The sequence below is a fragment of the Flavobacterium acetivorans genome, assembly GCF_020911885.1.
GTDB classification, from domain to species: Bacteria; Bacteroidota; Bacteroidia; order Flavobacteriales; family Flavobacteriaceae; genus Flavobacterium; species Flavobacterium acetivorans.
The window spans coordinates 2,876,463-2,890,591 of sequence record NZ_CP087132.1; the positions used below are offsets into that span (position 1 = coordinate 2,876,463).

Here is a 14,129-nt window from a genome sequence, read left to right on the forward strand (position 1 = left end):
ATTTATCGTTTTAATACCAGAAATCCCTTGGTCTTTTTAAGATAATTTGTACCTTTTATTTTAATGTCAAAAAAGTAAGTACCCTCAGGAAGCACATCGGCTCCCATGGTTCTTTTTCGATTGGCAATACCACTAAAAACATTCGTAGTATTATTATAATTTTTGATTTGAAAAACCAAATCGCCCCATCGGTTGTAAATAAAAACCTCATTATCAGGATATTTTTCTATAGTATCAATTTCCCAGAAATCATTTATACCATCCTCATTTGGGGAAAAACCATATTTTGTATCGTCATTTAGATCTGGTTCAACAAATACGGTAATAGTATCTTCTGCAAGGCAACCGTCAGCATTCATGAAACTAACCGTATATGTGGTTGTTCCCACAGGGCTGACCACAGGATTTGGAATAAACAAATCACTCAATCCGACAGCTGCATTCCAGGTATAACTTCCCACTTCAGATGCTATGGCATTAAGCTGCACAGTTTCTCCTTCTTTTATATAGACGTCGGATCCAGCATCTACTGAAACTATATTTTTGGATACTACAAAATCATATTTTGCGCTATTTCCACTAGTATCACTAGCTTCAACCGTTACCACTATTTCATCCACAAAAGCACTTCCCGCTACTGGATTTTGTGTAATTGTCAATAGCACATCGCAATTGTCTGTTGCCGAAATTAAAGTAGTGTAATCAGGAATTGTCGCATCACAAGATACTGTTTGGTTGCCAATACCAGTAATTACAGGCGCTGTGGTATCAGCAATGATTACTTCTTGGTTTTGAGTAGAGGTATTTATTCCGTCAGTATAGGTCCACACCACTGTTGTAGAGGCTGTAATTGGGAAAGTCGTAGTCGTTGTTCCTATTATCGTTCCCAAACAATTATCAGTAGCGGTTGGAGCGGTCAAACTTATTACTTCGCATTGCTCGGTACTAGTTGGCAATGCAACCAAATCGGCAACAGGAGCCATTGTATCAGCTATTACTACTTCTTGATTTTGGGTACTTGAATTCGTTCCATCGGTATATGTCCAAACTACCGTTGTAGAGGCTGTAATCGGGAAAGTTGTAACAGTTGTTCCTATTATCGTTCCCAAACAATTATCAGTAGCGGTTGGCGCAGTCAAACTTATTACTTCGCATTGCTCGGTACTAGTTGGCAACATAGCCAAATCGGCAACAGGAGCTGTGGTATCAGCGATTACTACTTCTTGGTTTTGAGTAGAAGTGTTTATTCCGTCAGTATAGGTCCAAACAATTGTTGTAGAGGCTGTAATTGGGAAAATTGTAGTCGTTGTTCCTATTATCGTTCCCAAACAATTATCAGTAGCGGTTGGGGCAGTCAAACTTATTAGTTCACATTGCTCGGTACTAGTTGGCAACATAGCCAAATCGGCAACAGGCGCTGTGGTATCAGCTATGATTACTTCTTGGTTTTGAGTAGAAGTGTTTATTCCGTCAGTATAGGTCCAAACAATTGTTGTAGAGGCTGTAATTGGGAAAGTCGTAGTCGTTGTTCCTATTATCGTTCCCAGACAATTATCAGTAGCGGTTGGCGCGGTCAAACTTAATACTTCGCATTGCTCGGTACTAGTTGGCAACATAGCCAAATCGGCAACAGGCGCTGTGGTATCAGCTATGATTACTTCTTGGTTTTGAGTAGAAGTGTTTATTCCGTCAGTATAGGTCCAAACAATTGTTGTAGAGGCTGTAATTGGGAAAGTCGTAGGCGTTGTTCCTATTATCGTTCCCAGACAATTATCAGTAGCGGTTGGCGCGGTCAAACTTAATACTTCGCATTGCTCGGTACTAGTTGGCAACATAGCCAAATCGGCAACAGGCGCTGTGGTATCAGCTATGATTACTTCTTGGTTTTGAGTAGAAGTGTTTATTCCGTCAGTATAGGTCCACACCACTGTTGTAGAGGCTGTAATAGGGAAAGTCGTAGTCGTTGTTCCTGTTATCGTTCCTAAACAATTATCAGTAGCGGTTGGCGTGGTCAAACTTATTACTTCGCATTGCTCGGTACTAGTTGGCAACATAGCCAAATCGGCAACAGGCGCTGTGGTATCTTCTACAGTAACTGTTGCTGTTGCATCTGAAGAATTCCCATTGACATCAGTAACCGTAAGTATAACTGTATTAGCGCCTATATTCGAACAATCAAATGTGGTTGTATCTAAAACTAATGTGTCAATTGCACAATTGTCTGTCGAGCCATTATCAACTTGAGAAGCGGTTATAGTTGCGTTTCCTGTTGCATCTAACTGAACAGTGATGTCTTGAGTTAAAACTGTTGGATTTATGATATCGGGCGTGACTATAATTGTAAAATCTTGTTTAATTACACATCCATTATCATCTGTTACAGTCACTTCATAGGTTCCTTCGGTTAAATTATCCGCTTGGTTTGTTGTTGAAGTAATACCATTGTTCCAAACAAAACTATAAGGAGCTACACCACCTGTAATAGTTGCTCTTGCTGAACCGGTTGCTGCACCTTGACATAATAGGTCTACCTGTGTTGGAACACTGTTTAATGCTGTTTGAATATTAGATATTGTTAAATCACTATAATTACTACAACTTCCGTTGGTTATTGTCCATCTTAGTACATAGGTAGTTCCCGGATTTCCGCTAAAGAAAGTTTCTGCCTCATTAACATCAGAAATTGTCCCTCCAGTACCACTTACAATACTCCAGCTTCCCACACCTAGTTCGGGAACATTTCCTGAAATTTCGATAGCGGCACATTTATCATTAACAATTTGCGCTTGAGATGCAGATACAAGACATAAATTAGCTGCATCAGAAAAAACTTCACCGCAAATAAAATCAGACTGATTAATTACTACTCGATAGCTGTAATCATGATAAGATGAAGTACTATTATTTAAAACTAAAGTTGGCGTTGTTGTGCCTGAATAGATGGATGCGTCTACTAAATCATTCCAAGTATTTCCTTGGTCAGCACTATACTGCCATTGGTATAATGTTGTACCAGAACCGGCTGTTATACTTACATTATAACTTACACTTCCCGATACATCTGAAACAGCATCCTCGGGTTGTGCCGTAATAGTACTACTACTTCCTGGTTTTCTAACGTTTGGATTAGTTCCTGAATAATTTGCCCCAATTACTTTTCCATCTGAATCAACTGCTGGAGGATTCCCATTACCATATATCATATTTCCATCAGTGCCTTCAGCAGTTTTAGTATTATACGCTTCATTGGCATCGCTACAACCGTCGTTATCACTATCTAAATCAAAATGATCAAAAACTCCATCTCCGTCTGTATCAATGTCCGATAAATTAACAGGATTAGCTGTTCCTAAATTATAACTGCCTATTGATGGTGATGTTGCATTCGATATAGCAGGTCCTGTACCAGTATATGCAGATAGAATAGGCACTTGATTTGTAGTTGAATTAACCGTTATTGATTGCCCAGCTACTATATTTGTTATTTTTGCGAGTGAAGTTGATGGATCAGAAGGAAAAGGAACCCAAGCTGTAACCGCTGCTCCATTTATGCGTATTAAAGAAGTACTCGCTGTATTTACTATTAAAGATAAAATATTTGAAGAAGTCATAGAACTCGGTATAGTAAAATTAAAGCTGGTAACTGCTTTGTTCACATCCAATACTTTTAACCATGAAGGATCATAATCATTAGGTGTTAATTGCCAAACAGTAGCCTTTTTATTTGTTTCAAGTACTTTAAGATCATTTACACCTATGTTGAAATTATAAACATCGCCCGAGTTAACCAAAGTACTAATTAAAACACCGTCGATTCTTAGCTCTGTATTAGGTTCTTCAGCCATTACATAGGTAGTATTCGAATTATTATTTGGAATGTAATGTTTTGTTCCCAAAAGATTTTGAGGGGAAAGCATTTCATTTATATTGTCACATGATCCACCAGAAGAATTAGCACAGGCATTAGCTGCGATAACGGCTATATTATCAGATGCCGAAATTGTCCATCCAGTCATAGAGGCAGTGCCTGATGTCTGTACATAAGTTTGTCCGGCATTTAATATGAAACTCTTTTGCACAATGCCTTGTTGGTTTTTAATTATAATTTCATTATTGTTTATATTACTGAAAAGCATTGCGTAATTATTTCTAATTGCTCCAGGGTGGCTAATTATACGATACTCATTACCCCATAACTTTTCTGGTAAAACAACCCATGCATCACTTGAAGCTCCACTACCTTTTACCTCCTGTACAATAGTAATCGGGCTGCTAGCCTGCAATTCCATGGTTTTATTGGTCTGGATTATATTGTCATTTAACGTTGGAAGTTTAATATTTGGAACACTAATGGTTAATGCACCACTAACTGGTATTGTATAAGTAGTATTATCAAATAAAATTTGTGTACTTGCTTCGCCAGAAATATTCAAATACCAAGAATCATTAGTATAATCTAAAGTTGGCGGAGCAAATAAATTAAAAGTCGTAGCTGTGTTAGAAACACCCCTTTCTTCATCATCTAAAATACCATCATTATCATCGTCTAAATCGGCGCTGTTAATTACACCATCACAATCATAATCCTGATTAGGAGCGGTACCCCAGTTGGTACACGGATTACTGTTCGAATCTAGCTGAACGGTTACGGCCGTCCGTGGTGATTCGCAACCACCATTGTTTTCACTTACGTAATACGTTTGCCCATTGTTTAAGACTGTTCCGGGTGATAAAGGAAAAGGAGCACTACTACTGATATACCATTTAGGATTAGCTGCAGTTGTTGTTAAAGTGGCTAAAGTTGCATTTATATTGGTATATACTTGAGGTGAAGCAATTACAGGTGAATTAGGAACAGTGTTTAATGAAACCAGTACAGGAACTCTTTCGATACTTTCTTTTCCGTTTAAGGTTTGACTTGCATAATAAGTAGTATTATCGGTCAAAAAAGTAGTATTTATCAAAGCATTTCCGCCTGTTGCGACAACATACCACTTTATATTTGCCCCCTGTACAGAAAGATTGTTTAACGTAGCATTTGAATTGAGACAAAAACCTTGATTTGCTGCTGCTGCTGTTGGAGCTGGAACTATTGTAAAGACCACTTTACTCCAGTTACTTTCCTCATTAGTACTACACAAAGCCTTAACATAATAGCTTAGTTCAGTATTTAAAGGAATATCACTGTATGTTTTACTTACAAGTCCAGCAGCAATGTTTCCTGATTCTACTAAACCAGAACTGCCGCTCCCAGATAAGCCTGAAGTCCGTAATTCATAGAAATAGCCGTTTAAAGCATTTTGGTGGTTACTCCAGTTGAAAGTTACATTTCCATTTGTGCTATTTGCTACTATTACATTTTGAGGTCTATGGCAATTTATTAGCGTCCCGGTAAACTGAATTTGAGCAATTGTTTGCTGAGAATAATTAAAACTAGCTGCCAAATTGTTAATATCAACTGCTGTATAACCAAAAGCCAATAATCCCCTACTTCCAAAAGTTGTGGGCATGTAGGATGAAAAAGAGGGGGCTGAGGTTCCTACTACATTTTGTAAAACAGCTACGACCAAATTTTCAGAGGCATTGTAATTAAAACTTGTAGGTAAATCAATCGTTATCCATTGATTATCTTGTGTAATAGTCACTATTCCAGAATAAACTTGCGTAAGATTAGCTACAGGAATAAAATCGGAATCGGAAGAAAATGATGTTTTGGTTGTATGCCCCAAGTAAACCGACCAATTATTAAAAGTAGATGCGTTTACAGCTCCGCTAGTAATTTTCCATTTAATTTGTGTAATCGGTCCAGTTACTCCCTCCTCTGCCTGATACTCGCTTGCCAGAACAATTTGCTGTGTATAACTATATCCTTGCCTATCATAACAGGGGAAAACATTATTGATAATAGCCCCACCAACTGCACCAATATGAATTTGAGCATATAAAGTGTAAAAGGATAAATAAAAAAATAATAGTAGAATTTTTTTCATAAAGTTAATTAGGTGTAGTAGGTCATAAAACGACAAAAATAGAACTACACTTTTATATTTGAAAAAAATATAGGGGGACAAATAGGGGACATTTTTACCTTAAATAAAAGAAAAACAAGCGATAAACTAATAAATATCTACGTTTAGAATTGTTTTTTATTATTTTTACCGCTTACAACTGAGAACTCCCATAAACAAAATTGATGCTTTCCAGAAAAATATATCTTCTTGTTTTATTCTTTTTTTCGCTTGCAGGAACAACACAAAATGCGCCTATAAAAATCCCTTCTTTAGTCCATCCGATAAAAAAAATAGAAGCTATGCTGCTTCAGGAAAAGTCTTTTGAAAACGATACTTTAGCATTAAAAAAATACCTAAAGCCATTAAAGAGCACTAAAGAATTAGCCGTTCTTTATAATGCCCTTCTTGCTAATGGTTACAGTAATTGCTTAAATAAAACCAACCCAAAAAGCGAATTTCATTACTTACAATCCATAAAAAAAGCAAACGAATTAAAAAATAAATCTCTTGAAATCTGGACACAGCTCAATTACATAATGTATCTGTATCATCATAAAGAATATGTAACAATGACACCTTTGCTGTTAAAAATGATGGAACGATTAGAAAAAGTGGCTCCTGAGCAGTTAATTCTACCTGGAGAATCTTTCAAGAAAATAGGCTGGATAATGCAAACCCTAGCCGATTATGATAATGCCTTTCATTATTTGAATCTGGCAAAGAAACATACACCACAAAAGACGGCTGAATATGCTGCTATTTTAGATGCTATTGGCCTAAATTATTTTCGGGTGGGAAATCTGAAAGAAGCGGAGTCTTATTTTCAAAGAACAGCGCTTCTGGCAACACAAATTAAAGACGAGGTTCGCTACGCCAAAGCAATAGGGAATTTGGCACTCGTAAACCAGCAAAAAGGCAATATCAAAGGAGCTATTGCTTTGCTTTCTAAAGACATTCGCATTTCTGAAAAGGGAAAAAGTAATCAAAACACGATGTACGCCTCTATCCTATTGGCTGAAATGTATTTGGCCGACAAAGATTGGCACAAAGCCAAAGAAACACTAGAAAAAGCAGAAAAGATAGCGTATTCTAAATCGTATTTTAAAAAATCAGAATTGAAAATCATCAAACTGAAATTGGCAATTCTGCAACATCAAAACAAAACCGATAACGAATTAGTCCTCCTGAGAAGAATGATGGTTTTGGAAGATTCTTTGAAAAATAAAGATGGTGACATAGCCATAAACAACTCCTATTGGTTGGTTCAAAAAACAAAATTCAATCAAAAATTAAACAAAGCTGAGGATCAGCTTAAAAACGAATCCGAGAGGAAAAACATTTACGCTATACTAATAATATTAATTCTTTTGTTAGTCTTTTTCTTTTATCAAAACACGAAAAAAGAATTAAAGACTAAGCAACTAGAACACCAACAAAATATTCTTGAACTAGAATTAGATAAAATAAAAACAGAACAAAAACTATCAGAAGCTAATGAAAGTTTAAATGCTCAAGTGGATTATCTGAAAGAAAAGAATGTGCAAATCAAAAAACTGAAATTCGAAATAGATCAGATCAAACAGTCCTCTTCTGATTCCAGTTTAGAAAAGAAAACCGGAAAACTAAACAATTTGTTAGAATCACACTTGATGACTGAGAGCAACTGGAATACTTTTAGAAGAGAATTTCAAAAAGAGCATCCTGAATACTATCGTTTGCTAGAAGATTTTCCTGAAATTACCAATTCAAACAAAAGAATGCTGCTCTTGCAAAAACTAGAATTTAATAATCAAGAAATTGCAGATTTACTTGGAGTCACGCCCGATGCTATAAAAAAATCAAAGCAACGCCTCAAAAAAAAGCTTGGAACTAAGTTTACTATTCTTTTCAATACAGAAAAAATGATCCAATCTTAAATTGGAGTTCTTGTTGCCTAATCCCCAACTTTTCTTGATCCTGAAACTTACTTCTACGTGAGATGTGAGATGTGAGTCGTGAGTTGTGGGTTATCAGTTATGGGTTTTGGGTTATCAGTTATGGGTTTTGGGCCCCGATAGTTATCGGGATGGGTTTTGGGTTGTGAGATGTGTCCTTCGGCAAGCTCAGGATGACTGTGAGTTGTGGGTTATCAGTTATGGGTTATGGGTTTTGGGTTTTGGGTTTTGGGTTTTGGGTTGTGAGTTGTGGGTTGTGAGTTGTGGGTTTTGGGTTGTGTCCTTCGGCAAGCTCAGGATGACTGTGAGATGTCGGTTGTGAGTTATCAGTTGTCAGTTTTCGGTGGACGGTGGACGGTGGACTGACAACGATTGATGGTGATTATGTGCAAAACGGTTAATAATAGCAAAATACTCCCGATTGGATAAGTAATACTCCCGATTGGATAACTATGCTCATGATTTGACATCTTTATATTTAGTATTTTTATCGGTGTTGTGAGACGTGAATCGTGAATCGTGAGATGTCGGTTGTGGGTTGTGAGTTGTCAGTTTTCGGTGGACGGTGGACGGCGGACTGACAACGGTTGACGGTCAATGGACTATACTGTATTGCTATGGAATAATGAATTTCTCAGTTTATATCAAATGGAAAGTCAACAAACACAAGGGCGGATAAGGGCTATTTACCAGATGCTTTTTCAAATGGCATCCGGTAATCTGGTATTTCGGATTGTGGAAAGCGGCGAAGGGGATGAAATAGGAAAGATTGAAAAAAAACTGAATAAGATTGCCGGCAAAATTCAGGCTGTGGTTTTGAGGACAGCTCATTTTGCCCCCCTTCATCAATTTGATAATATCTGTCATCCGGTATTTGTTCTGAGCGAGAGCCATGTCCTGCAAGGCTTCAATGAATATGTAGTACAGCTTTTCAAATACAAGCCTGAAGAACTTATTGATACCAAGTTTAAAAAACTGATTGCCTCTCAATCTATGGCCAGCTGGAAAGATTTAAAGCGGCGACTGAGATCAGACCGCGTTCTTGACGCCAGATCACAGCTGTTACTGCTAAACCGCGAACAACAGCTGCTTCCCTCCTTCTGCATCGTTTCAAGACTGCATCATAGCAATATCATCGTGGTTAGTTCTATAGCCATTTCACCGGAAGAGCCAGAGTATTTCAACAGTGAACAGCTGGCCCACACCATAAAGAATGACAGCGAAATGCTGGCTCTACAAAAACTGCGGAGCTATATTTTAGACCATTTGGATGAGCCCCTTCCGAGCCTGAAAAATTTGGCAGCCCTCCTGGCCTCTGAAGAACACAAGCTCAAGACGGGCTTTCGAAAATATTACAATACAAGCGTCTACAGCTTCTACAATATGGAGCGGCTTAAAAAATCCCAATTCCTTATTCAGCAAACCAGGATCCCTCTGAAGGAAATTGCTTTTATGTGTGGCTTCACCCTGTACCACAACTTTTACAGGGCATTTAAAAAGCATTTTGGTTATGCTCCAAGTCATTTAAGCCGCCCATCAGACTAAAATCGCCTTTTTTTACGACCTCTTCCTTTTTGTATAGTTAAAATACTGATTTGTATACTAATAGCATTTTATATTATAGAATTTTACAATATAAAATCTAAGGAAATGAAAATCAAGGCGAACATAAAACAAAACTACATCGACATTATAAGCTATTTGTTTATTGTGCTATTTACCTATGCGGCAGTGAATAAACTGTTGGATTTTGAGAATTTTCAGGTGCAGCTGGGGCAATCGCCTTTGTTGAGTGCGTTTGCAGGATGGGTTTCTTGGGGAGTGCCTATTGTAGAACTTATAATTGCGTTACTGCTGGTTTTCCCAAAATACCGTCTTGCAGGACTCTTAGCCGCTTTTAGCTTGATGGTTATGTTCACAGCCTACATCATTATCATTTTAAACTTCAGTTCTTTTGTTCCCTGTTCTTGTGGTGGGATTTTGGAGAAGATGAGTTGGACACAACATCTGGTTTTTAATATTGCTTTTATACTATTGGCGGCAGCGGGTATCCTGATACTGCGCCGTGGTGTGCCTGAGGGACGCCTAATTTCAACGCCCGCTGCTCTCGCCAATACTTTTTCATTATCCCTTTTTTTTAGCATTGGCATCGTTGTAATGTTGTTTATGTGGTCAGAAGATATTATTCATCACCGTAATAATTTTATCAGAAGGTTTCCACATCATCCTACCACTTTAATACATCAATCAGATCTAAAGCTTAATTCGTATTATATAGCAGGATTAGATTCTAGCCATATTTATCTTGGTAATTTTACAGCGCCTCTTCATTTAAGAGTTTTAGATCGCTCACTAAATACTATAAGGGAGAATGAAGTAGCACTTTCCAACCTTAATTTGGCGTTTCGTTCACCTAGAATTCATGTTTTCTCAAATGAATATTACTTTGTAGATGGCACTGTACCAGTTATTTTTAATGGCAAGGCCGAAGAATCACAAACAGTTCAAAACCCTACAAAAGCTTTTTTCTCATTAGCTATTCCCGTTGACCCGAAAACATTTGTGATCCGAGCTCGTGACAGTAAAACTAATGAGCATATATTGGGAATTCTATCAATAGGAGACTCTGCAAATGTGAAATTATCTAAGGATTTATTGGTAAAACAGATTGATGGAATTTTTGATACTGATGGGATGTTACTCTACAATGAGCAACTTAAAAAAATAATATACATCTACTACTATCGCAATCAATTTATTGTTACCAATGATAAGTTAAAAGATGGTTTTACTGGGAATACAATCGACACTATAAGTAAGGCTCAAATTAAGATCAGTTATGTTTCTTCTAAGAAAGCAAGTAAATTTTCGAGCCCTCCATTAGTGGTAAATAAAAAAGCCACTACGTTTGGGAAATACCTCTTTGTACATTCGGGTTTAATGGGAAAATTTGAACCCGAAAATACCTGGAAAAAATCCTCAGTAATTGATGTTTATGATTTGGTAAAAAAAACGTATGCATTTAGTTTCTATATTTCTAACAGAGGTAAAGATCAGCTGTCGGACTTTAGGGTTTATGGAGATAAGCTTGTCTGTCTGATAGGAAACCATATTACGATTTATAAGTTGGATGGTCTGGCATTTGACTCCTCGAAGGCAAATGATTTTAAAATAAATCCAAAATAATATACTACGTAGTTTCAGGGTTGAGGCTGAAAACCTGTAGAAAAGAGTAAGCCGTTTAATTAATTATAATTTATAAAATGATGGAAGCAAAAATCAAAAAAATCGGTTTTCCAATTGCTCTGGCTTTAATAGCTGTAGCAGGAGCATTTGCAAGCAACCTTTCCAGCAAAAACAATTCTAGTTTGGCTGATAAGATAGGTTATCGTCTTGTAGGTACTGTTTGTACTCCAACATCGGTAGGATGTTCTGATATCGAATCACCAATAATGTGTACAGATATCAATGACAATCAACTTTATGATTGGAATGGGACTTCATGTCCTTCTGAATTGTACCATAAATTCTGATTCTAAATTTACAATGCTGGATATTTTTGGTATCCAGCATTGTTTTTTAATCTAATCCTGTGTTGATTGGAAAAGGAATTTCTTTTAGATAATAATCAAACCAGATTTTAATTTTTTCGGTTAGGTCTTTCTGAAAGTAAGGTCTTGTCAATGCATGTCCTTCCTCAGGATAGAGGAGCATTATGTGCTTTTTCTTTAAGCTCCTCATAGCCATATGCAATGCCATAGTTTGCTGAGGATCTACCTGATTGTCGTTCTTCCCCGTCCAGCTTAGTATCGGTATTGTTATATCCTGTGCATAGCGAATTGGAGAGTTTTCAATAAAACCTTTGTAATCTTGATACAATGATTTCCCCATCCTCTTTTGATGTGTTTGGTAACGCCACATTTGAGAGCGGCCTGACTTATTTACACTTAATGAATTGCTAACTAAATCCGTATAAGCGGCACCAGCTACGGCGGTGGCAAATAACTTTAACTGTGTTGCAATAAAAGAGCTTTCATATCCCCCGAAAGAATGTCCTATAAGTCCAATGTGTTTCTCTTCAATCTTGCCTTTGTCCACTACTTCATTGACTGCGGCTTCAACGCAATCTAGAGCAGAATATCCCGGCCTTCCTTCTTTATATACAATATCAGGATACAATACAAAATAGCCGTCCGCGGTGTAATTAGCAGGGTTAAATCCATCAGTATTGTACAAAGTGGGAGTATGATAATGATGAAGTAGATGGGATAGTTCTTCATAAATATAAACAATCATGGGATATTTTTTTCCGTTCTGATATCCAGCAGGATATTGAAGAACCCCCTGAAGATTTATGCCATCTCTATTTTTGTAAGCAATTAATTCAGCTTTTGTCCATTCAAATTTATCCTGATGACTATTGGTTTTTGCCACTATCTTTTGCACTGGGGTATGGTCTAAATATATAATTTGTGGTGGTACGTCTGCTTTCTCTTCAACAAGGATATATTGGTCTTTTTGCGATGCTTTTTTGATCCGATTCAGTTTAGCATGTTTAAAGATCATCTTAGAAAGCTTGTCCTTGATTGTCCATCTGTAATAACCACTGGCTTTATTTGCAGTATTAAAGGCTTCCAGTATTAGACCATTTTTCAAATCAAAGTTTGTACCTATTAAATCATAGGATTTAAAAGTCTGCTGGTTCCGATCAATATTTGTGCACACTCTGAAACGTATTTTATCAGCACTAGCATTGGTCAGCCTTTGTTGTCTTTTACCATCGGGCGTGATCAGCCATATATCATATTGAGTATAAAGTATCAGGAATTGGCTGTCTTGTGACCAACCTGCAAATCCATATGAGGGCGGATCCTCACCAGGATAATGATTTGTATTCTCTATATCAGTGAGTTTATCCGTTACCAAAGTATGCTTATCAAGCTCCATATCGTATATCCACCAATTTTTATCCCTATAATAGTTTAAATATCTGCTGTTAGGAGCCATTCCTAGTCGTTCCAATTTTCGAGACTGTTTTTCTAAAATCAAATTTCTTTTTCCTGAATTTAAATTAGTAATCCATAAATCAGCAGGACCGGCTATTTCATTTTGAGGTTCATATTGATTTGGATTGAAAATAATAGCTTTATTTCTATCTGCAGTTAGATAGACAGAAGGGAATTCATTGGTATTAACTTGAGCTGTCTTTCCTGAATCAGGCCACCAGACGGTCAATTTAGGCCTGCTATTGGATTTTCCTTCCACTAATTCCCTTTGGTACTCTAATTTATTAGCAGTGTTCCATACTTCTACTCCCTGCTTGGGTTCCCTACTTTCTTCATCGGATGCAGTATAAAAGAATATTCTTTTATCATCCGGGGCGATTAGCAATGGTGTAAAAGATGGATTGTACAATACTTTTTGCCTTCCCGTGCTTGTCTGCCGGTTGATTGGATTCAGACAATGAATTTCTTCCTTTCCTAGAATTCCCTTTATAAAGTAAATTTTATAGTCAGTATTGAGTGGATCCTCTTCAAGCAAAGTTATTGCTGTACCTTCATCATTCCAAATGATATTCTTTCTTGTTGCAGAAGCCGGTTCCAAAAGTGTTCTACCAGTATTTTCTTTGCTGGTGACGAATAGATGTATTGCGTTGTTATGGGTTATGTATACAATGTTTTTTTTATCGGGACTTATTACCGCTTCTTTTATGTTTCGGATTTTGTAATCTGTTTTATTTTTCAAATCCAGAATAAGTAAATCTTGTGTTTGTATACTATCTAACAATAAGACAAGAAATTTTCCATCTACAATGAAATCAGCTTTTATGACAGAATCAATTCGTTTATGTTCATCTGTGCTTGTGTTTTGAAGCAGTACTGTTTTCTTTTGATTCACGATAAACCATTGATTATTTTCGCTGAAAACAATACTATTAGCTTGAGGAAAGCAATATTGTTTCATTGTGCTTGTATTCTTTACAAACATGCTGTCTTTTTTCAAATCGTATACTAGCTTGTAGGAAATCCATTTTCCATTCGGCGCTATATTTTCTTGCGTTATTGTACTCCATTTGCCATAGTCTTGGGAAGTCAATTTTGATTTGACTATGTTCTGGCTAGACATCAATTGGAATGAAAATAGGATAATAGTAGATGCCAGTATTATTTTTAATAGACTTGTC

6 protein-coding genes are annotated in these 14,129 nt (G+C 36.9%); 4 read left to right on the forward strand and 2 right to left on the reverse strand.

Translation table 11 applies throughout. The features are described 5' to 3' along the window. Positions 1-2 precede the first annotated feature (2 nt). On the reverse strand, positions 3-5,990 hold the full coding sequence (locus LNP19_RS12505; protein WP_230062248.1) for a T9SS type B sorting domain-containing protein: 5,988 nt from the start codon (positions 5,988-5,990) through the stop codon (positions 3-5). A gap of 203 nt (positions 5,991-6,193) precedes the next feature. Here LNP19_RS12505 and LNP19_RS12510 point away from each other — a divergent pair, with 203 nt between their 5' ends. The 4 genes from LNP19_RS12510 (at position 6,194) to LNP19_RS12525 (ending at position 11,478) form a co-directional block, all read left to right on the forward strand. Further along, on the forward strand, positions 6,194-7,927 hold the full coding sequence (locus tag LNP19_RS12510) for a tetratricopeptide repeat protein (RefSeq protein WP_230062249.1): 1,734 nt from the start codon (positions 6,194-6,196) through the stop codon (positions 7,925-7,927). A 615-nt stretch (positions 7,928-8,542) separates the two neighbouring features. Next, a complete protein-coding gene (locus LNP19_RS12515; RefSeq protein WP_230062250.1) occupies positions 8,543-9,490 on the forward strand; it encodes a helix-turn-helix transcriptional regulator in 948 nt (315 codons plus the stop codon). A gap of 105 nt (positions 9,491-9,595) precedes the next feature. Continuing rightward, positions 9,596-11,131, forward strand: coding sequence for a DoxX family protein (locus tag LNP19_RS12520; RefSeq protein ID WP_230062251.1), 1,536 nt, complete (start codon positions 9,596-9,598; stop codon positions 11,129-11,131). A gap of 77 nt (positions 11,132-11,208) precedes the next feature. Beyond that, positions 11,209-11,478: a DUF6520 family protein gene (locus LNP19_RS12525; protein WP_230062252.1), complete on the forward strand. Its 270-nt coding sequence runs from the start codon at positions 11,209-11,211 to the stop codon at positions 11,476-11,478. A 46-nt stretch (positions 11,479-11,524) separates the two neighbouring features. Here LNP19_RS12525 and LNP19_RS12530 read toward each other — a convergent pair whose 3' ends face one another. Continuing rightward, positions 11,525-14,041: an alpha/beta hydrolase family protein gene (locus LNP19_RS12530; protein WP_230062253.1), complete on the reverse strand. Its 2,517-nt coding sequence runs from the start codon at positions 14,039-14,041 to the stop codon at positions 11,525-11,527. Between the last annotated feature and the right edge of the window lie 88 nt (positions 14,042-14,129).